Origin of the sequence: Mycobacteroides chelonae, assembly GCF_016767715.1 — a bacterium.
Classification (GTDB): domain Bacteria; phylum Actinomycetota; class Actinomycetes; order Mycobacteriales; family Mycobacteriaceae; genus Mycobacterium; species Mycobacterium gwanakae.
This window is the reverse complement of record NZ_CP050145.1, coordinates 4,793,296-4,814,098: the sequence shown is the minus strand read 5'-3', so window position 1 is coordinate 4,814,098 and position 20,803 is coordinate 4,793,296. Positions and strand designations below refer to the sequence as shown.

General features: G+C 61.8%; 20 protein-coding genes. 14 read left to right on the top strand and 6 right to left on the bottom strand.

The window, feature by feature from the left end; translation table 11 throughout:
- The first annotated feature begins 84 nt into the window (after window positions 1–84).
- Entirely contained in the window at window positions 85–861 is a 777-nt protein-coding gene (locus HBA99_RS23675; RefSeq protein WP_070922391.1) for a glucose 1-dehydrogenase, read from the top strand.
- On the opposite strand, the gene HBA99_RS23670 is transcribed toward HBA99_RS23675, so the two are convergent.
- Window positions 862–1,656 (bottom strand): alpha/beta fold hydrolase, encoded by a 795-nt coding sequence (locus tag HBA99_RS23670; protein WP_070922390.1) that lies wholly within the window; start codon window positions 1,654–1,656, stop codon window positions 862–864.
- Window positions 1,657–1,674: 18 nt separating this feature from the next.
- Window positions 1,675–2,094, bottom strand: coding sequence for a TIGR03618 family F420-dependent PPOX class oxidoreductase (locus tag HBA99_RS23665; RefSeq protein WP_057967582.1), 420 nt, complete (start codon window positions 2,092–2,094; stop codon window positions 1,675–1,677).
- 83 nt (window positions 2,095–2,177) lie between these two features.
- Between HBA99_RS23665 and HBA99_RS23660 the strand changes: the two genes are divergently transcribed.
- Window positions 2,178–2,861: a hypothetical protein gene (locus tag HBA99_RS23660; protein ID WP_070952396.1), complete on the top strand. Its 684-nt coding sequence runs from the start codon at window positions 2,178–2,180 to the stop codon at window positions 2,859–2,861.
- On the opposite strand, the gene HBA99_RS23655 is transcribed toward HBA99_RS23660, so the two are convergent.
- A complete protein-coding gene (locus HBA99_RS23655; protein ID WP_070932077.1) occupies window positions 2,862–4,406 on the bottom strand; it encodes an acyl-CoA carboxylase subunit beta in 1,545 nt (514 codons plus the stop codon).
- 110 nt (window positions 4,407–4,516) lie between these two features.
- Between HBA99_RS23655 and HBA99_RS23650 the strand changes: the two genes are divergently transcribed.
- From HBA99_RS23650 to HBA99_RS23620, 7 genes are read left to right on the top strand one after another with little or no spacing between them, the layout of a single operon-like run.
- Entirely contained in the window at window positions 4,517–5,650 is a 1,134-nt protein-coding gene (locus tag HBA99_RS23650; RefSeq protein ID WP_070922388.1) for a LuxE/PaaK family acyltransferase, read from the top strand.
- Complete coding sequence (locus HBA99_RS23645) at window positions 5,650–6,051, top strand: iron-sulfur cluster assembly scaffold protein (protein WP_057967558.1); 402 nt, start codon at window positions 5,650–5,652, stop codon at window positions 6,049–6,051. The genes HBA99_RS23650 and HBA99_RS23645 overlap by 1 nt, the downstream gene beginning before the upstream one ends.
- The gene (locus HBA99_RS23640) at window positions 6,026–7,216 is read left to right on the top strand and encodes a cysteine desulfurase family protein (protein ID WP_070951844.1); all 1,191 of its coding nucleotides are present in this window, start codon (window positions 6,026–6,028) and stop codon (window positions 7,214–7,216) included. The genes HBA99_RS23645 and HBA99_RS23640 overlap by 26 nt, the downstream gene beginning before the upstream one ends.
- Entirely contained in the window at window positions 7,213–8,319 is a 1,107-nt protein-coding gene (locus HBA99_RS23635; RefSeq protein WP_070951845.1) for an ABC transporter permease, read from the top strand. Before HBA99_RS23640 ends, HBA99_RS23635 begins: the two co-directional genes overlap by 4 nt.
- Window positions 8,320–8,324: 5 nt before the next feature.
- Window positions 8,325–9,011 carry an ABC transporter ATP-binding protein gene (locus HBA99_RS23630; RefSeq protein ID WP_070932470.1) on the top strand — a complete coding sequence of 229 codons (687 nt, stop codon included), beginning with the start codon at window positions 8,325–8,327 and terminating at the stop codon, window positions 9,009–9,011.
- On the top strand, window positions 9,008–9,313 hold the full coding sequence (locus HBA99_RS23625; protein ID WP_070932082.1) for an acyl carrier protein: 306 nt from the start codon (window positions 9,008–9,010) through the stop codon (window positions 9,311–9,313). The genes HBA99_RS23630 and HBA99_RS23625 overlap by 4 nt, the downstream gene beginning before the upstream one ends.
- Window positions 9,310–10,971 carry an AMP-binding protein gene (locus tag HBA99_RS23620; RefSeq protein WP_070951846.1) on the top strand — a complete coding sequence of 554 codons (1,662 nt, stop codon included), beginning with the start codon at window positions 9,310–9,312 and terminating at the stop codon, window positions 10,969–10,971. Before HBA99_RS23625 ends, HBA99_RS23620 begins: the two co-directional genes overlap by 4 nt.
- Here the strand turns inward: HBA99_RS23620 and HBA99_RS23615 are convergent.
- A complete protein-coding gene (locus HBA99_RS23615; protein WP_070951847.1) occupies window positions 10,968–11,861 on the bottom strand; it encodes an amidohydrolase family protein in 894 nt (297 codons plus the stop codon). The two genes, HBA99_RS23620 and HBA99_RS23615, sit on opposite strands and share 4 nt — an antisense overlap.
- Window positions 11,862–12,025: 164 nt before the next feature.
- On the opposite strand from HBA99_RS23615, the gene HBA99_RS23610 reads away from it, so the two are divergent.
- From HBA99_RS23610 to HBA99_RS23590, 5 genes are all read left to right on the top strand, one after another.
- Window positions 12,026–12,238, top strand: coding sequence for a heavy-metal-associated domain-containing protein (locus HBA99_RS23610; protein WP_070952397.1), 213 nt, complete (start codon window positions 12,026–12,028; stop codon window positions 12,236–12,238).
- The gene (locus tag HBA99_RS23605; RefSeq protein WP_070951848.1) at window positions 12,235–13,203 is read left to right on the top strand and encodes a heavy metal-binding domain-containing protein; all 969 of its coding nucleotides are present in this window, start codon (window positions 12,235–12,237) and stop codon (window positions 13,201–13,203) included. Before HBA99_RS23610 ends, HBA99_RS23605 begins: the two co-directional genes overlap by 4 nt.
- Window positions 13,204–13,242: 39 nt before the next feature.
- A complete protein-coding gene (locus HBA99_RS23600) occupies window positions 13,243–15,504 on the top strand; it encodes a heavy metal translocating P-type ATPase (RefSeq protein ID WP_070951849.1) in 2,262 nt (753 codons plus the stop codon).
- An 880-nt stretch (window positions 15,505–16,384) separates the two neighbouring features.
- Entirely contained in the window at window positions 16,385–16,822 is a 438-nt protein-coding gene (locus tag HBA99_RS23595) for an MmpS family transport accessory protein (protein ID WP_070951850.1), read from the top strand.
- Window positions 16,819–19,650 carry an MMPL/RND family transporter gene (locus HBA99_RS23590; RefSeq protein ID WP_070951851.1) on the top strand — a complete coding sequence of 944 codons (2,832 nt, stop codon included), beginning with the start codon at window positions 16,819–16,821 and terminating at the stop codon, window positions 19,648–19,650. The genes HBA99_RS23595 and HBA99_RS23590 overlap by 4 nt, the downstream gene beginning before the upstream one ends.
- 137 nt (window positions 19,651–19,787) lie before the next feature.
- Here HBA99_RS23590 and HBA99_RS23585 read toward each other — a convergent pair whose 3' ends face one another.
- Window positions 19,788–20,237 (bottom strand): GNAT family N-acetyltransferase, encoded by a 450-nt coding sequence (locus HBA99_RS23585; protein WP_070951852.1) that lies wholly within the window; start codon window positions 20,235–20,237, stop codon window positions 19,788–19,790.
- Window positions 20,222–20,800 carry a hypothetical protein gene (locus HBA99_RS23580; protein WP_081347665.1) on the bottom strand — a complete coding sequence of 193 codons (579 nt, stop codon included), beginning with the start codon at window positions 20,798–20,800 and terminating at the stop codon, window positions 20,222–20,224. Before HBA99_RS23580 ends, HBA99_RS23585 begins: the two co-directional genes overlap by 16 nt.
- Window positions 20,801–20,803 lie beyond the last annotated feature (3 nt).

Below are 20,803 nucleotides of genomic sequence, written 5' to 3'. Positions count from 1 at the left end.
CCCGTAATTGGTGTTGTCGCTCACTGTTCCCGATAGGCGGGACAAGTTCCGCGCGACTTCGTAGCGTTGTGATTGCCTGGAAACATGAATGGCAATTCTGCTCTGCTACAAGGAAAGAACGTCATCGTCACGGGTGGCGCTCGCGGGCTCGGTGCGGCCTTTGCGCGCCGGATAGTGTCGGAGGGCGGCCAAGTCGTTGTGGCCGATGTGCTCGAGGACGATGGACGGCGGCTCGCGGCCGAGCTCGGTGGCTCCGCGCGATTTGCCCGGCTGGACGTAACAGACGCCGACCAGTGGCGCGCGCTGGTCGAAACCACGCTGGCGGAGTTCGGCGCGGTCACCGGATTGGTGAACAACGCCGGTATCTCCAGTGCCTCGTTGGTAGCCGACGAGCGCCTTGAACACTTTCGCAAGGTGATCGAGGTGAACTTGGTCGGTGTTTTCATCGGCATGCAGGCCGTTATCCCGCCGATGCGCGTACGGGGCGGCGGTTCGATCGTGAACATCTCCTCCGCCGCCGGTCTGGTCGGTCTGGCCCTCACCTCTGGCTATGGCGCATCGAAATGGGGTGTGCGTGGACTTTCCAAGGTTGCGGCGGTTGAGTTAGGCCCCGAGCGGATTCGGGTGAACTCAGTGCATCCCGGTGTCGTGTACACCCCCATGACGGCCCAAGCCGGTTTTCGGGAGGGGGAAGGCAATATGCCCATAACCGCCATGGGGCGAGTGGGAACTCCCGACGAGGTGGCCGGTGCGGTGACCTATCTGCTTTCGGACGCGGCGAGCTATGTCACGGGGGCCGAACTTGCCGTGGACGGCGGCTGGACGGCCGGCCCTACCCTGAAGACCATGACGGGTCAGTAGTTACGAGAGCAGATGCGTGATCTCCGCTGCGACTTGTGCGGGTAACTCCAGCTGCGGGAAGTGGGTCGTGCCGCGCAGGCGAACGTAGCTGAACCACGGATTGCGGGATTGGAACTCTTGGTGAAGATCATCGTAGGCAGTGTGCTCGGGGTTGCAGAAGATGTGATGAACGCGTCGCGGTTCGGCCAGCTTTTCCATTCGCGACATGGGTGAGCCCCACGTGGTGTAGGCATCTTCGATGACTCGTCCGGCTCGCGCCCACACGTCGAACCCGAAACCGCCCATCTCGGAACGGATGTGCCGGTTGACGGCTTCATTGTCGCTGCCGGATAGCCACGCTCGGAGGAAGTCGAGGCGACTGGATTGCCAGCGTTGCGGATCACGAAAGTCTCTTATGCCGTTGAGGAATTCAGCAGGAGCCGCTGACATGATCAGATCAATGATCACGAGGCTTGGCACCCGCCCGGTCCCGAGACGGTCGGCTATCTCAAGCGCGGTCCACCCGGCATGGGCATGAGCGACGGGGACGATCGACTGCACGCTCAGGGCATCAAGCAGCCCGATGACATCTGAAACCTGTTCCGTAAGACCAAAGTCGGCTGCGGGTGTGCGGTCGATACCGTGGCCGCGCCAATCCATGCGGATCACGCGGTGGTGGGGAACGAGGTAGGGCAGTAGCTCGTCATACGCACGGTGGTCGTGCCCCCAGCCAGTGAGCAGCAGGATGGCGGGTCCGTTGTCCAGGCCTTGATCGTCGAAGGTGAGCTGCGCTCCATTGACGGTGATGGTGTACATCGTGACTCCTCCCGAGTGTCAGAGAGCGGCGTGGACACGGACGGGATGTATGCGCACGAGCGCCTCGCCGGGCGCGCTGTGGTGCTCGTCCACGTACGCGTCGGCACGGTCGGCTCCCAGGTACCGGGTGGTGATGTCGATCAGGGTGTCTCGAACTTTCGAGGTGTCGGGTTCCACGTGGGCTTCCCCTTGAACCTGGACATACAGGTAGGGCTCTGCTGGCGTGGCCACGGTGATTACCGCGCGCGGATCACGTTGCAAAGAACGGATTTTCAGGGTGCTCACGTGCGTGACGAACTGCAGGTGGTCCTCGTTGAGCCGGTACCAGATAGGCAGCACAAGCGGCCGTCCGTCGTTTCCGAGATATCCCAGCTGCCCTACCAGAGCGGGAGTCGAATCGAGGAACTGCCGGACGGCCGGATCGTGGATCGAGGTCATGGATCCACAACCTAGGAGCTCAAGCGCGCTTGAGGTCAAATCCGTACTTCCGTCAGGGGTGATGTGTCTGAATAATGGACCGGATGACCCGCGTGTTCGCGATCGGAATTGCGGCGCTGATGCTCATCTTGGGCGGGCCGCCTGCGGGGTTCGCTCACGCCGACCCACAGGCATGTGTTCCGGGTGATGCTGCCCGGCCTCAGGCAGAGCTCTTCGCCACCAACAACACCGCGGTCATCACCGATCCTGCCGATGGGCGTCTGCTGGATCCCCTCGATGACTTTTCGCTCCAGGTGAGCGCGATATCCGCTCAGAATCTGGTGCTGCCGGTGCGGTCGACACCGGTTGACGGCGTGTACTGGTCTCAGGACAACAACCACATGACCTACGAGCGGTCGCGCGCGTTCGAACTCGCGTGCGTGGATCGCGATGACTTGCAACGCATCGGTGAGCAGGTGCGGCGGCAGTACGGTCAGGAATCGGTGCTCACCTTCGAATACCTACCGGCCGGAGATGCGGAGATAAACGCTGTGGCTGTGGAGGTTCCGGGCGTCGACCGCGTGCGGTTCCACGACGCGCTCGCGGCGGACGCATCCGCGCGGGAGGCGTTGGTCGGTGGGTCGATCACCGAAGACGGGTGGCTGATCCTGATTGCCGACGTCAAGGATGTGAGCACCGCGCATCGCCTCGTGGATGCGGCCGGTGCCCGTTGGCAGAACGCCACTATTCAGTATGGAAAACGCGATTTCATAGCGACAGGGGAATAGCTACCAGGTGTCGACGACGGATTTGCGCGGCGGCAGCGGCTCTCGCATGGCCGCGGCGAATGTCGAGGCGATGAGCGATCGCGTCTCTGCAGGATCGATCACATCGTCGATCTCGAATATCTGAGCAGCGTTGAGCGCCTTGGCATTCTCTTGTGCCGCCGCGGTGGCCTGACGTACCGCTTCCTCCCGGGCAGCCTCGTCGGGTATGGCCTCCAACTCCTTGCGCAGCCCCAGACGCACCGCGCCTTCCAAGCCCATGGGTCCCAGATGTGCGCCGGGCCAAGCCACCGTCAGCAGTGGTTCGTGCAGGCTGCCGCCGGTCATAGCTTGCGCGCCAAGGCCATACCCTCGGCGCAGGATGACTGAGACGAGCGGTACGCGAAGTGCCGCTCCGGCGACGAGCATGCGCGAGGCGCGCCGCACCAACGCATCGGCCTCCGCCGCGGGACCCACCATGTATCCCGGGCAGTCGACCAACGAAAGAACCGGCAACCCGAATGCGTCGCACAGCTGCAGGAAACGAGCGGCCTTATCCGATGCGGCCGCGGTGATCGCTCCCGCCATCACCATCGAATTATTGGCCAGGATCCCGATGGCACGGCCCTCGATACGTGCGAGTGCCGTCATCATCTCGGGTGCGAACTTCTCTCGCAGAAATGTCACCGAATCCTCGTCGGCGAGCGTCTCGATGATGGGCCCCACGGGATAGGCTCGCCGAGCACGTTCGGGAATCATTGTGCGCAAGACGGTTTGGTCCGCTGCGTGTCCTGGCTCCACTGCCCCTTGGAAGTACCCGATGAGCCGTTTGGCCACAGCGACGGCCTGTTCTTCGTCGTCGACGACAACGTCGACCACCCCGTTGGGCGACTGCACCGACAGCGGCCCGACCTCGTCGGGGTGTACCTCGCCGAGACCGCCGCCAGCGATCATGGCCGGACCGCCCATGCCGATGGACGTGTCTCTGGTTGCCACGATCAGATCCGAGCAACCCGCGATCACGGCATTGCCCGCAAAGCACCGGCCCTTGACCACGGAGATCCGCGGCACCACGCCCGAGAGCGCGGCCCACAACTTGAACGCACGTACATCGAGCATCGAGACAACGGGATAGTCGGTATCGCCCGGACGCCCGCCGCCGCCCTCGGCGAAGAACACCGTCGGCAGCTTCATGCGCTCGATGAGATCGAACAGCCGGTCCTTCTTGTGGTGTCCAAGCGCCCCCTGCGTACCGGCGAGCACGGTGTAGTCGTAGGACAGCACGGCGCACGGATGACCCGCGATCCGTGCGGTCCCTGCCACCAGACCATCGGCGGGTGTGCGGGCGATCAAGTCGGCGATGTCCCGTCGCTGGCGCTGCGCAGCGATAGCGAATCGGCCATATTCGACGAACGACTCCGCATCGACCAGGTCGGCGATGTTCTCGCGCGCGGTGCGGCCGCCGCCCGCGTGGCGGCGGGCAACTGCATCGGGGCGAGCCGCGTCTTCGGTAAGCGCACGTCGCCTCAATAGCTCAGCGTGATCAGCGCGCATTGGTTCATCAGCCATGGCCCGGACTCTTCCATAACAGCCCGAAACTCTGCGGGAACTTTTCCTCACGATGATTCGACCACTCCACCGGTGCCCTGTGTGGGCTAGGCAGTCAAAGGAGATGCGCAGTGGAATTGGTCACCATGCTCGGGATGCCGGGGGAAGCCCTCCGGGTTGCGCGGGACGACTGGCGAGAGTCGCTCACCGACGTGGTACGTCAGGCCTTCGCGCTGCACTTCGAACGTAACGGCTTCTACCGCGCCCAGTGCGACGCCGCCGGACTCGCCCCGAGTGACATCCGCGCCTGGGCTGACCTGCAGCGCATCCCTCTGCTTCCCGTCAGCATGTTCAAACAGGCTGGCGCGCACGTCCTCATGACCTGCGGCCTTGAGGATGTAGAGATCGAGATCCGCTCCACCGGCACAAGCGGTGTGCCATCGGTGGCGCGGCGCGATTCGACGACCGTCACCCGGGCATCGGTCGGAATCTTCGGTGGATACCGGGACTTCTTCGGTATCTCCCAGGGCGCGGGCCTGTTCCTGTGCCCATCCACCGCCGAAGTGCCCGAGATGGGCATGGTCAAGATCTTCAACCTTCTCACCGGCATGCTCGATGACCATCGCTACATCGTGCGTGAGTACTCCTTCGACCCCGAGGAGGCGTTGGCCCAGCTGCGGAGCTGGGATGGCCGGATGACCCGGCACCTGATCGGTCCGCCGTTCATCATCGCCAGATTCCTCAAGTACCTGGAGCTGGAGGACATTCCGCTCACCCTCGACCCCGACTCATTGATCATCATGCTGGGCGGCTGGAAGCAGTACACCGGAAACTCGATCAGCCGGGACGACTTCAACGAAAAGGCACAGCGCATGCTGGGCATTGACCGCACCCGCATCCGCGACATGTACGGCATGATTGAGTCCAACATGCTCGCCATCGAGTGCGAGCATCAACGCAAACATGTGCCGCCGTGGTGCTACATCTCGATCCGCGACGTCACCGACGCGTCCGTCGAGCTTGAACCCGGTAAGACCGGCGGAATAGCGATCCTTGACGCGCTAAACACCGCGTATCCCGGCTTCCTGCTCTCCGACGACGTGGGCGAGGTAGACGAGGGTGACTGTCCGTGCGGCCGTACCGGCCAGACCGTGAAGTTCCGGCGGCGACGCCAGGGCGCCGAATTGGGCTGCTGCGCAGTAAGTATCGAAAAGTACATCGACTCTCGGGAAGTCGTTTCCGAGTGCGAGTTGGCGGACGCCTAGTGCCCCGGTTCAGTCCGACGGTGGTCGATCACTTCACCAACCCGCGCAACTCGGGCCGCCTTGCGCAATCCGATGTTTCGGCCTTCATTGGCAACCCGGTGTGCGGGGACCAGATCCTGCTGACCGCGCAGGTGCAGGGCGAGACCGTGAGTCAGATCGGCTTCGAGGCCTACGGATGCTCGGCTTCCCTGGCGGTCGCGTCCATCCTCACCGAGCGGCTCACCGGCATGCCGGTGGAAACGATCGCCGCGATCGAAGCGGTGCAGGTCGCGGAATGGTCGGGGGGCCTCTCGCCGGAACAGCAGCACGTCGCCGCCCTGGGCGCCGATGTCGCACAACGCCTAGCCAACAACTACCGCAACGGAATTCACGAAGATGTCAGCGCCCTCCCCGGTACTTAGTCCACCCGCGCAGATAGCGCCGGCAGAGATCTACTTGGATTACGCCGCCACCGCACCCCTGCATCCACGTGCCGCACAGGCGATATTGAGCGGGCACCGGCTAGTCGGAAATCCGTCGAGCCGACACAGCGCGGGGCGGGACGCCGCGGACGCCCTCAGCGATGCCCGCCAGACCGTTGCCAGGCTCTTCGGCGCCGATACCGAGGAGGTGGTGCTGACTTCCGGCGGAAGCGAGGCCAACACTTTGGCACTATGGGGAACCTTTGCGGCTGTGGGGTTTCAGGGTCACCTGGTGACCTCATCGATCGAGCATCCGGCAGTCCTGGCGAATGCTCACGCGCTGCAGGACCTGGGTGTGGAAGTGACCTTCGTCGATCCCGCGCCGACCGGGCATGTGGATGCGGCGCAGGTGGCTCGTGCGTTGCGCCGCGAGACGCGGCTGATCTCGGTGATGCACGCGAACAACGAGACTGGTGCCATCCAGCCGGTTGGGGATATAGCCGAGATCGCCGCACGGTCGGGTTCAGCATTCCACGTGGACGCCGTGCACACAGCCGGCAAGCTTGATCTGACAAGCATTGGTGCCACAATGATCTCGGTCTCCGCGCACAAGTTTGGCGGACCACGGGGAATGGGTGCGCTACTGGTACGCGGTGGACATCAGCTGTTGCCGGTCATGCGCGGGGGACCGCAGGAGAACCGGTTGCGCGCGGGTACCGAAAACGTGCCCGGTGCGCTAGGCATGGCCGCCGCGGCCGACGCGTGTCTGAGCTCTGTCTCGATGGGCTACCGGCTGGGCATGCGCGACCGCCGCGAGCAGCTGCTCGATGGGCTCCGCGCCGTTGGCGGTGTGCATCTCAACGTGACAGAGCCGGTGCTGGAGGAAACAATCAGCGTCCGCTTTGACGGAATTCGCGCCGACACCCTCGCCGACGATCTCGATATGCACGGCATCTATGTATCCACCGGATCGGCCTGTCACGCTGGAGAAGACTCGGTTTCTCATGTGCTGCAAGCGATGCAGTTGACCCAGGACCAGGCGCGGGCCACGGTGCGGATCTCGATGGGGCCTGACGTGTCACCGGATGATGTCGACAGGGTCGTCGCGGTTACTACTCGGGCCGTACACAGGTTGCGCGACATGGCCGGTGGGATGGTCCGATGATCGTCGCCGTCAAGAACCTTGTCGCAGAGCGCGCCCGATTTGTCCTTTCGGTGATCGGGGTCGCCGTCGCGGTGATCCTGGTGTTGGTGATGTCCGGCATCTTCGTGGGAACCACGAATCAGGTCACCACTTACATCGACCACTCCAAGGGGGCGGTGTGGGTTGCCCAGCCCGGAGTTTCCCAGATGTTCCGCGCGGTGTCGTGGTTGCCCGCTGACGGCAAGGACCGGCTGTTGAAGGTCCCTGGTGTGCAGTCCGCCGAACCGATTCTGGGGCTCCCATCGGATTTCGTGCATGACGGCGGGCACACCGCGTACTTCGTCGTCGGATACGACACGGCCACCGGTGTGGGCGGCCCGTGGTCATTGTCGGAGGGGCGCAACGTAGCGGGACCTGGCGAGGTCGTGCTCGATCGTGTCCTCGCCAAGAAGAACAAGATCCATGTTGGCGACACGGTGCAGCTCGTGGACGGTGATTTCACGGTTGTGGGGTTGTCGAACCAAACGGCCGCCGTGGGCAACTTCTATGCGTTCATCTCGCTGCCCGATGCAACGCGTCTACTGCGTGCGGGAAATCGCGTGTCCTACTTCCTGGTTCAACCGGCCGAGGGATTCAGCACGGACCAGGTCGCGGATTCGGTCCGCAAGTCGGCCCCCGGAATGGACGCACTCACCTCCGACACGTTCGCCGAGAACAGCCGGGCGATTGTGATCTCGATGATCGGACGACCATTGAAGACGATGATCGGGATCGCCGCGCTGGTCGGGGTGGCGCTGGTGGGCCTGACCGTGCTCGCGGTAACCACAGAGCAGATGGGTGATTTCGGAGTGCTGCGCGCGCTGGGTGTGCGTCCGGCGCAGCTGTGCCGCACTGTGATTACCCAGGCCGCCTTGATCGCCGGACTCGGATATGTGCTGGGCGCGGGCGTCACCTATGGGGTGCAGTTTCTGCTGAAGGACCGAATGGGCGACGTCATGGTGGAGGTCACGCCCGCCATGCTCGCCGCGATGGCGGCCGCCACGGGCGTCATGGCGATCATCGGATCATTGATCCCGGTCCGGCGGGTCACACGGATCGACCCTGCTCAGGCCTTCCGGAGGTGAATTCGATGAATCCTGTTTTGCAACTTGAGAATGTCGAACACCAGTACGGCGCCGGTGATGCCGCGGTGCGTGCTCTGCGGGGTCTGGATCTGACGGTCAAACCCCATGAGGTGGTTCTGGTCGTCGGCCCCTCCGGTGGAGGAAAGACCACCGCACTTCTTGTCATGGGTCTTCTGCTAACCCCGGATTCGGGGCACATCCGGATCGATGGACAGAACGTTGGCGAGCTCGGCGAACGGGAGCGATCACGAATCCGCTTGGAGCGCTTGGGCTTCCTATTTCAGGAATACAACCTGCTCAACGCGTTGACGAGCGCTGAGAACGTGGCTCTGCCGCTTCGCTATGCCGGGGTCAAGAAGGATGCCGCGATGACACGGGCTAGGGAAGTGCTGACCGAGCTGGGATTGGGGCACCGGACCGGCCATCGCCCACCGGCGCTCTCGGGCGGAGAGAAGCAGCGCGTCGCTGCCGCACGCGCCCTGGTGGCGCGGCCAGGGCTGGTCCTGGCCGATGAGCCCACCGCGAACCTGGATTCGGCTACGGGGAAGAAGGTGGCCGAACAACTCGCGGATGCCGCCCGGACTCAAGGTGCGGCGGTGGTGATCGTGACACACGATCTGCGCCTCACCGGGATCGCTGATCGGGTGCTGCACCTCGAAGATGGCGTGTTGCTGGAGAAAGAGGAAAAATGACCGAAACCGTTGCGCTCCCAGACGATACGGAAATCATCGGTGCGCTTCGAGATGCCTTGACCCGGCTGCTTCCCGCGGAGGATCTGGTGCAGGTCGATCTTGAGGCGGTCGACGTCGATTCGCCGCTACTCGCCTTACCCGTCGACTCCGTGGTGCTGATGGCGTTGATGAACGAGCTGGAGGATAGGTTCTCGGTCTTCATTCCCGAAGAGGAAGCCTTCGCGTTCACGGTGGTGGGCGATATCGGAGTGCTCATCCGTCAGCGTCTTAGCGATAAGGCGAAACGCCGCGAACAGGCATGAGTGACATAGCAATCAGTCGGCATGCGAAGGCTAATGCTCCGGCTCTGGCCTCCGGCGCGATCGATTACGCCGCGCTGCTGCGCTCGGAGTTGGAGCAGATCGACTTCTACGACTCGCGCCGCCATCTGTATACCCTCACGGCGGTAGACCTGGTTCATGCCATAAGGATTCGTGCTGCGGCGCTGGCTGCGCGGGGTCTTCGCCGTGGCGACCGGGTGGCAATGATTGCGGTGAGCGACGAGGAGTACCTGACCACGCTGCTGGCAGTGCTCTTGCTGGGCGCGGTACCGTGCGCGATCGCACCGCCTCCGACGCCGTCGCGACCGGAATCTGCAGGAGTGGCGCATCTGGTTGCGGCGCTGGGGGTGCTGAACCCGGCCATGGTAATCACACAGCCACGGATAGAGGTGGCGATCACGCACCCGTTGGTCGTGATGTATGACGAGCTGACTGATGCTGAACCGATTGACTGGAAGCGGTGCTCGCGTGCCGATCCCAGCGACGTCCACCACATCCAGCTCACTTCCGGATCCACGTCGGCCCCTAAAGCCGTACTGCTGACGCACGGCAATGTGGTGCACAACGCCACGGCAATCGCATACGGCACAAAGGCATTACGCGGGCGGGACCGAGTGTTCAGCTGGCTGCCGTTCTACCACGACATGGGATTTATCCAGGTGCTGGCCGCGCTGCTCTACGGCCTTCGGATCGGTGTGATGACCCCGATGGGGTTTTTGCGGGATCCGGTGTCCTGGCTTCGGCACATGTCCCAGCACGGGTCCACACACACCGCAGGGCCACCGTTCGCGTATCGAGCAGTGGCGGAGGCGATCTCGCGTGGCGGCTCGATAGCAGACGTGGACTTGTCGTCACTGCGTCACGCCTACGTCGGCGCCGAGCCCATCGCGTTCTCGGTGCTGCGCGAGGTTACCGAACGGTTTGCACCGCTGGGGATGCGGACCGATGTGTTGGTGCCGTGCTACGGCATGGCCGAAACAGTGCTCGCGACAACCGTTGCGCTGCAAGCCTGTATGCCTGACGCGCTGTCCTTCGGCAGGGTGCGAATTGGGCGCGGGCCAGATGACGGCGAGCCCGTGGTCTCCTGCGGGAAGGTGGTCGATGGCCTGGAACTTCGGATCGTCGCCCCAGACGGTGCGCGCTCATCAGACGGTACGGTCGGCGATATTCAGGTGAGGGGGCCATCGGTGATGGCGGGCTACCTCACCGCAGACGGGGGAGTGGCCACGCCTGTGGGTGGATGGCATGACACCGGCGACCGCGGCTTTCTCACCGATGGCGAACTGTTCGTGGTGGGCCGGCACAAGGAGATGCTGATCGTGCGTGGTCGCAATTTCCCGCCCTACGACATCGAGCGGGAGATCGACAATATGTCCGGTGCCGGTGGAGTATCTGTCGTCTTCTCCTTGCGTGACGAACAGCGGGCCCGTGAGTCGGTGATCGCCGTCGTCGGGACCCGCGCGCCAGTCGACGAGTATGCGGAACTTCGGACACGTATCGCCGGGGGTGTGCGTGCCGCCTTCGGGTTCTCCCTCGATGAGGTGGTTGTGGTACCGGCGCGAACCATTCCCCGGACCACGAGCGGAAAACGTCAGCGGCTCATGGTCCGGGAGGCCTATCGGGCGGGCTCGCTCGTCTAGCCGTCGACACGGAATAGTGTGGCGCCGTTGCGGTAGAGGACATCGCGCATCCAGTTATCGTCGACACCGGGCAACACCTGCAGCGCGGTGACCGCTTCGGCATATCCGTAGGGGATGTTCGGAAAGTCGCTGCCGAAGAAGATCTTGTGACCGAGATCTATCAGTCGCGGGTAGGCGGATTCCGGAAACGGCGCCTTCTCATTCGAGAACGTGGTGAAGGCCATGGTGGTGTCGAGACGTACCTCCTCGTACTGCGCGGAGATATCGAGAAAGTCGGAGTACTCGGGCATACCCATATGCGCGATGATCAGGCGCAGGCGGGGGAACTGCTTGAGCAGCACCCGGATTGGCTCGGGCCCGGTGAACTCGCCCGGCGCCGGTCCGGAGCCGCAGTGGATCACCACCGGAACAGCGGCGTCCTCGAGAAGCCCCCACACGGGGACGAGCAGCGGATCGATGGGGGAGAACGCCCCCACCTGGATGTGGACCTTGAAGACGCCCGCGCCAGCCTCGATAGCCTCGCGCACGTAGTTGATGGCGCCGGCTTCGGGAAAGAAGGTGGCGGTGTGCACGCAGTCCGGGGTCTGTGCCGCGAACTGGGTGGCCCACTGATTCAGCCAGGCAGCCATCTGCGGCTTGTGGGCATAGATCAACGAGGTGAACCGGAGCACGCCGAACTCTCGCAGCGTCTGTACCCGCTGGGACTCTTCGGTGCGGTAGGTGATCGGCCAGGGGCGCCCGATGAGAGGCCCCGCCGAGTCGAAGTACGCCCACACCTTGTCCATGACGGGCTTGGGCATGAAGTGGGTGTGCACGTCCACGATCCCCGGGACACCGAGCTCTTGCCAGATCTGTCTGACCGGCTCCGGGGCGAACGCTGATTCGGGCATACGCCCATCTATATCAATCGGTCTGCCCGGGTTGGTCATTGTGCTTCGGTTGACGCACCGACGAGTTCACCCGCCCGGACACGTCGCTGGCTTTATATACCCCATAGGGGTACAGTCGCCACCTGAATGGATACCCGGAGGGGGTATCTGGCGAAGGGATGGCAATGTACTCGAGCGAGTATCAGGTCACGGGGATGACATGCGGGCATTGCGAGACATCGATCCGCGAAGAGGTCGGCGAGGTCGACGGCGTGGAGAGTGTCGACGTCAGCGCGAAGACCGGCAGGCTCGTCGTGAGAGGGGCCGAGCACGTCGACGGTGCAGACGTCGTGGCGGCGGTATCCGTCGCCGGCTATTCGGCGGTCCGAGTCGCGTGAACGCGGCGGGACGACTCGCTGTTTTCACCGCGGTACTGGGAGTGGGTTTCGGCTGTGCGTTTGCCGTCGCCGCGGCGGTAGTCCCCGAGAACGCGGTCCAGAGCTGGAGCACGACAAGACACATGGCAGAAGGGAACACGATGAATGGGCACGGCGCGTCGGCGGAACATGGTTCGGCCGACGGTTTGCAAGGGCTGTCGTTGAGCCGCGATGGATACGTACTCGCGGCGGTGGAGGCTCCGGCCACCGCGGGCAAGCCCGGTGATCTGCGGCTAAAGATCTTGGGGGCAGATGGGGCCCCGGTCGTCGATTTTGCCGATACTCACCAAAAGCAGCTGCATTTGATCGTGGTTCGCTCCGACGGCGAGAACTTCCGGCACGTGCATCCCAGCCTGGACACTGCTACCGGGATCTGGACGGTGCCGTGGACATGGGACGCGGCTGGTAGTTACCGAGTGTTTGTCGACTTCCGGCCCGGCGACAGATCGGGAACGGGCCAGATGACGCTTGGCCGCACGGTGGAGGTCGCTGGGGACTTCGCTCCTGTGCGATCCAGCAGTGCGCGAACCGTCGATCATGTCGCGGGCTTCACCGTTGAACTCCGCGGTGAACTGGTTGCGGGCGCCACCGAGGAACTGACGATGACTGTCACTCGGGACGGACATCCGGTGACCACCTTGCAGCCGTACCTCGGCGCCTTCGGGCATCTCATCGCCTTACGTGACGGGGATCTGGCCTTTCTCCACGTGCATCCCGAAGGTGCGGAGCCGGCCGCGAACCAGCACGGCGGTCCCTCAATCTCATTTGCGGCGAACGCCCCGACGGCCGGCAGGTATCTGCTGTACCTGGACTTCCAGGTTGAGGGGAAAGTCCACACCGCCCGATTCATTGTTGACGCCTCGAAGCGCGACGGGACGGCGCAGCCAAGCGAAACGCACGGTCACGCGCACGCCGGTGGTCATTGATCGAAATCGTCGGCAGCACAGGAACTATGAGGAGAAGTCATGACGGCGTCGCTACATCCGGCTAAGGCCCATGATGTCGAGCTGAATATCGGTGGGATGACATGCGCGTCCTGTGCGAACAGGATCGAGCGCAAGTTGAACAGGCTCGACGGCGTAAGTGCCACGGTCAATTACGCGACCGAGAAGGCGACAGTGTCGGCGCCGGAGGGATACGACCCGGCGTTACTGCTCGCCGAGATAGAAAGGACCGGTTACACCGCGTCGCTGGTGGTACCGGCTGTGCATCGCCCAGAATCGGGTGGCGAGCCCAGCGGCGCCATCGCGGAGCTGGTGTCCTTGCGTACCCGGCTGCTTGGCGCCCTCATGTTGGCCGTCCCGGTCATTGCCATGGCGATGGTGCCTGCCCTCCAGTTCACCTACTGGCAATGGGCTTCGGTCATCCTGGCGTCGCCTGTCGTCGTGTGGGCGGGTTGGCCGTTCCATAAAGCGGCATGGACCAACCTGTGTCATGGCGCCGCGACGATGGATACGTTGATCTCGGTCGGCACGATCAGCGCATATCTGTGGTCGCTGTACGCGTTGTTTTTGGGCACTGCTGGCACACCCGGCATGACACACCGGTTTGAGCTGACTATAGGACCGTCCGACGGCGCAGCAAACATATACCTTGAGGCGGCGGTGGGGGTCACCGCCTTCGTTCTGGCAGGTCGATACTTCGAAAAGCGTTCCAAGAGGGAAGCCGGCGCGGCATTGAGAGCGCTGCTTGAGCTCGGCGCAAAAGAGGTTTCGATCTTGCGCCACGGAGTGGAGACCAAGATCCCCGTTGAGGAGCTCTCTGTGGGTGATCTATTCGTCGTTCGCCCAGGTGAAAAGATCGCCACCGACGGTGAAGTGGTGTCCGGCGTCTCTGCCGTGGATGCGTCGATGTTGACGGGGGAGTCGGTCCCCGTCGAAGTCACCGAGGGTGACGCTGTCGCAGGCGGAACGCTGAACACCAGCGGGCAGGTTGTCGTGCGGGCCACCCGAGCGGGCACGCATACACAACTGGCTCAAATGGCCAGAATGGTCGAGTTCGCACAGACCGGCAAAGCGGATGTGCAACGCCTCGCGGACCGGATCTCGGGTGTGTTCGTGCCGATCGTGATCATGATCGCCGCTATGACCCTCGGCGCGTGGCTCGGGGCCGGGTTCCCGGTATCCGCAGCCTTTACGGCTGCCGTAGCGGTGCTCGTGATCGCCTGCCCCTGCGCCCTCGGCCTCGCCACGCCCACGGCGCTACTCGTCGGCACCGGACGCGGTGCCCAGATGGGTGTGTTGATCAAGGGACCCGAGGTGTTGGAGTCCACGCGCAAAGCCGACACCGTGGTGCTCGACAAGACGGGGACCGTGACGACCGGGAAGATGACCCTCATCGAGGTGCTGGCGTCGCCGGGTACCGACCGAGCCGAGGTGCTCAGACTGGCGGGCGCACTCGAGAACGCCTCGGAGCATCCGATCGGGCAGGCGATTGCGCGGGCCGCCGCGGACGAGATCCCAGACCTACCCACACCCGTCGAGTTCACGAACGTAGAGGGAAGGGGCGTGCGGGGAACAGTCGACGGGCGCGCTGTCCTGGTGGGGCGCGAGTCGTTTCTGGCAGATTCGCTGCCTGCCCTGACCGAGGAACTGGCGAAGGCCAAGGCCCGCGCGGAGCATCAAGGCAAAACGGTTGTCGTCGTTGGGTGGGACGGGCAGGTCCGTGGGCTCCTGGTGGTCGCCGACACCGTGAAGCCAACCAGTTTTGAAGCCGTAGCCGGGTTACGCCGCCTGGGCTTGACCCCCGTTCTGTTGACGGGGGACAACGCGGCGGTCGCACAGCAGATTGCTGCCGAACTCGGTATCGAGGAAGTCATCGCCGAGGTACTCCCCATGGACAAGTTGGACGTGGTCACTCGGTTGCAGGCTGAGGGCAAGGTTGTGGCGGTCGTGGGTGACGGCGTCAACGATGCCCCGGCGCTTGCGCAGGCCGATCTCGGACTGGCGATGGGTACGGGTGCGGATGTCGCGATTGAAGCTGCTGATATCACGTTGATACGTGGAGACCTACGCAGTGCTGTTGACGCCATTCGACTGTCTCGTAGGACATTGAGCACCATTAAGTCCAATCTGTTCTGGGCCTTCTCATACAATGTCGCCGCAATTCCAATTGCTGCGCTGGGGATGTTGAATCCCATGCTGGCGGGTGCTGCGATGGCGTTCTCGAGTGTGTTCGTAGTGGGAAACAGCCTTCGTCTGCGCCGTTTCAAAAGCATTTCCGTCTGAAGACGCTATCAGCGGTCCAAAATAGGAGAAGGAGAGGTATTAATAAGATGTCCGAAAATAGTGAGCAGGGAATTTCTGACACTGAAACCGTGTCCGGCTCGTCGTGCTGTTGCGGCGGTTCCGAGGACGCCAAGGCAGACGAATCGACCAGTGATGGCAGTGTCGAGGTCGGGGACGGCAACAGATAGAGAAATAAGAACGAGTAGTTCTAGCTAGCTCAACGCTCAGGGTCAGGAGCTCGACAAGAGTTCCTGACCCTTTTACCACTGTGCCTGCGGCCGATTACCTTCGCGCCTCAGCAATGCCAAATTCGCCGAATCCTATGCCGTGGTGCCGCGAATGAACGGTAGGTCAGAAGATCGGTTCGGGGCGTTTGAGGCGGATAATCCGCGGTGCGCGGCATGCACTCGATGGATGTCACGGTCCTTGTCACCTCGAGCACATACACCCCTTTTGCATACCCGATAGGGGTATGCAAAAGGGGTGTATGACTTCCACCTCGAGGCTCGGGCCTCACCTCTTGGGGCTGCCTATCGACCCGATGGCATCCGTTTGGTGTCGCTCGCCAGGGCTATTTACGCTGGATATCAGGGTATTCCGGGTGCCGGCGACACGAGCGCGAGGTATGTGTCGGGCCTTCGACGCGATGCGTGGACGTGAGATATGAGCCTGATGCACGAACTAGCCACTCCGGCAGAAGGGATGCTTGCCATATACCCCCTACCGGTATATGGTTCCGTGGGTGGGTCGGCCTCACTCTTCCGGAAACCAGGAAGAAGGAGTGCCGGCCAATCGTGTACGTCGGCCTCCCGAGTGCGGCGGTGGGGTCGGTTAAGAGAGTTAATCGGTGATTCCAAGCTAACTGTGAGAGGCAATCAAGATGTTGTTTTCGTTCCTCAAACGGGCGTGGCTGGGATTGGTTGTCCTATGCGTGGTAATAGTCGCCGGGATATCGGTGTGGCAGGTACGTGGGAGGTTCGGCGTGGGTCGTGATCCGTCGACGGCGGTCGCCGGTATCGGCTCGGAAATTGTTCAGTTCAACCCGAAAAACATTACATACGAAGTATTCGGAGACTTGAAGGAATCGGGAACCTTGAACTATCTAGACGTAAAGACACTTCCGATTCAGGTCGATATCGTCACCTTGCCGTGGTCTCACCTGGAAACAACGGTTGAGACCTCGGCGGTCGCAAGCATCATGGTGCAGACCGACGGCAACTTCGTGGGATGCCGTATCAGAGTCAACGGTTTAGTGCGGTCTGAACGTACGGTGTCCGCCGACCATGCGGCCGTTTCTTGCACGGTGCTGTCCGCATGAACAACAGTCATGTTAAGCGACCGCTGTTCGCTAAAATCGTCCGAAAGTTGTCCCTGCCGATCATTGTGCTGTGGGTCTTGATTGTGCTCGCGGTAAACGGTGCGGTGCCTCAGTTAGAGGAAGTCGTCGCAGAACGTGCGGTGCCGCTCGTTCCCGACGACGCGCCATCCTCCCTCGCCATGGTGCGAATCGGAGAGGCGTTCCAAGAATCGGATTCAAACAGCGTCGCGATGATCGTGCTGGAGAGCGAAAATCCGCTGGACGACACCGCGCATCGTTACTACAGCGACTTGATGGAACGTCTTTCGGCGGACAAAGAGCACGTGCAGTACGTCATGGACCTCTGGGGAAATCCGACAACCGCTGCGGCGAACCAGAGCGCTGACGGCAAGGCTGCGTACGTTCTCATTCGCCTGGCAGGCAGCTCCGGTGCCGCGCTTGGCAACCAATCGATTGACTCTGTTCGAAAAATAGTCGATAGCTCGACCCATCCTCAAGGGTTGAAAACGTATGTCACGGGGGCGGCGCCGCTCGCCACGGACTCGCTTCGTAGTGCCGATTTGAGTTTGAACCGGATGATGCTGGCGACGATCGTGATGATTTCGGTCATTTTGATCTTCGTGTACCGATCCGCGGCTACGGCACTGATGGTGCTAGCGACGGTCATTATTGAGCTAATGGCGAGTCGCGGCATCGCGTCCCTTCTCGGACATGTTGGTGTAACTCAGGTCTCGGCGTTCACTACTTCGATGCTGGTGTCGCTGGTCATCGGCGCAGGCACCGACTATGGGATCTTCTTGATCGGCCGGTATCAGGAAGCCCGTGCTCGCGGCGAGGATAGAGAATCGGCCTACTACACGGCGTTTAGCGGGGTAGCGCATGTGATTTTGGGATCAGGTCTGGCGATTTCCGGTGCGACCTTCTGTCTGAGCTTCACCAGACTCAACTACTTCCGCACGATGGGCATACCGTGCGCCGCGGGCCTGATGGTTGCTGTGGTTGCGGCACTCACCCTCGGGCCTGCACTTTTGACCGTGGGAAGTCGCTTTGGGTGGTTTGACGCGAAGCGGCCAATAAAGACTCGGCGTTGGCGTCGAGTGGGCGCCAGTGTCGTCAGATGGCCTGTGCCGATCCTGATCGCGAGCGCCGCGGCTGTGCTCGTTGGAGTTCTTACTTTGCCGACGCTGAGAATCAGCTACAACGAAAGGGAGCATCAGCCCACCAACACTCCTTCCAACTTTGGTTATCAGGCTGCGGACAGGCATTTTCCGCAGAGCAAATTGTCACCTGAGATGCTTCTCATAGAGTCGGATCACGATTTACGAAATTCGACCGACATGCTCGCCCTCGATCGGGTAGCCAAGAATGTATTTCGCGTGCCGGGAGTTGCCATGGTTCAAAGTGTTACCCGGCCGCTGGGAATCCCGATGGAACATAGCTCCCTACCCTTCTCACTCGGGTACATGGGCAGTAAGATCGGCGAGAATATTCGTTTCATAGACGACCGAATGGCCGACATGACAGAAATGTCAGACACGCTGACGAATATGATCGCTCTCACTCGTCGTATGCAGGCGTTAACCAACGAGCAGGCCGCAGCCGCGGCATTAGGTCACGACTCATCGAAGTCAATGCGCGCCATCGCCGGAGAGATGCGTGACCAACTTGCGAATGTAGATGACTTCTTCCGGCCGTTGCGCAACTATTTCTATTGGGAGCAACACTGCGCCGAAATCCCCATCTGTTGGGCCTTGCGGTCCACCTTTGATCTCTTGGACGGCCTAGACAAGATGGTGGACGAGATCGACAAATCGGTAACAAGCTCCGGAGTCATGGCGTCTGTGTTGCCGCAGATAGCCGATCAATTCGGGAGAATGATCGATAATACGTCTCGTATGCAGACGTTACTGCTTACAATGCAGAGCACCTTCCAAGGATTGATGCCCCAGATTTCTGAACTCGGTGGAAACATGCGAGACCTGGGGCGCAGCTTCGACGCAGCCAAGAACGATGACTTCTTCTACTTGCCGCCGGAAGCATTCGACAATCCAGATTTTCAAATTGACCTGAAGTTCTATGTCTCTCCGGATGGAAAATCTGCGCGCTTCATTGTTACGCATCAAGGTGAAGCTATGTCTCAGGAGGGGATAACGCGCACTAAGGCTATCTACGCGGCTGCTCGCGAATCTGTAAAAGGCACCACGTTGGCAGGTTCGGATGTATACATTGGTGGATCGGCAACAAATTTCTGGGATATTCAGCAGGGTGCCTGGTACGATCTGGCCGTTGCCGCGATCGCAACTCTTGCGCTCATATTCGTGATTATGTTGGTGATTATTCGAAGTTTTGCCGCCGCGATTGTTATTCTCGGAACAGTGGTATTTTCTTTCGCGGGAGCATTCGGACTTTCGGTCCTGGTTTGGCAACATATCCTGGGTAAGGATGTGAATTGGCTAGTTCTTCCAATCTCCTTCATCATCATGGTGGCGGTCGGATCTGACTACAACTTGCTTCTGATTTCCAGGCTGAAGGAGGAGGTTGGTGCCGGAATCAAAACAGGCCTGGTGCGAGCTATGGGTGGTACTGGAGGAGTTGTAACCACTGCAGGCCTGGTGTTCGCTTTCACGATGTTGGCCATGGTTGTCAGCGACCTACGGACTGTTGGGCAAGTGGGATCCACTATCTGTATAGGTCTTCTGCTGGACACGCTGGTTGTGCGCTCCTTCATGGTTCCGGCGATCGCCGCGATCATGGGTCGCTGGTTTTGGTGGCCGCAGCGAATTCACCGAGTGGAGTCGGATACGACAGCCCAACTTGCCGCTGTTTAGAGATGACTGCTGTTGAGTGCAGCTGCGTGAGGGAGATCCAGCTTCCGAGGTGGAATGTCTGAGTGAAACGGACCGCACCCGGGAATGAACTCGGGTGCGGTCCGACTTCGGTTGGGCCTCCGTGTCGGCGCTGAGGCCTATTGCCGCCACACCATCATGGTGTGGGTATCTGTGAACTCGGATCGTCGGTAGAGGGGCATCGACTGTTCGGTCGGGGAGAGAACGAGTTTGGCGTAGTGTCGACGCTCGGCTTCCGCAAGTGCGGTCTGAATGAGTCCTTCGCCGACGCCGCGACCTCGCGCGGATGGGAAGACGTACAAGTGTCCTAGATATCCCCAGCTTGCTGCCGATCGAGGGCTAGGACTGGGCATCCTTTCATGCGTAGTCACGCACACCATTCCAACGGCGTGCCCCTGGTAGTGCGCCTTCCAGACGGTGCGCGAAATCATCCAGGACGCGACTTGAGACACGAACTCAGGCGGCGGTGTCTCGGCGATGTGGTGGCCTTGAAGGTCTTCTTGTGCCCAATGCCAACGTAATGCGGCGACATCGACCGGATCGCCCAGGGTGATCACGTGTCCGACCATGGCGCCATTGTCGTTGGTAGGCCAAAGAGCCGACGAATCAACAGCACACGAAGTCCCCATCGATGTGGACGCGTGACGGCCCCGGTGATGGAGCGTTCGATGTTGTCAAGAAGTTGTTCGACAACCGCGTCGTGCGCTGGGACGACGAGAGTCTTGAGCTCGATCCAATCGCTGGCACTGCATTCGAGATCGAGGGTGTGCCGCACCAGTGTTCCGGCGCGCCGGGGCACCGCCTCTAAGACGTGACGGCCATCGACGGCCCTCCCATTGACATCGTCAAAGGTGAATTCGACGAGTCGATTGGGGAGATGGGCGGTGCAGGTGTAACGGATTCCTCCGTGTCCGCCGTGCGCTCCCTTGGAGGCAGCCCGATCCAGAACCATTGGGCTCCAGTCGGTTCCGGGCCAGAACCGATCCGCCGGTGTGCCGAGGGTTGCGAACAAGGGTGAGACATCGTCAAGCGTTGTTCCGGGGAAGAGCCGTTCGTGAACATTTCTGACTCGCCAGGTGGGGATGACGCTGCGCCCGGTCCAGCGGACCCGCGGGCGATGCAACCGGATCATGGT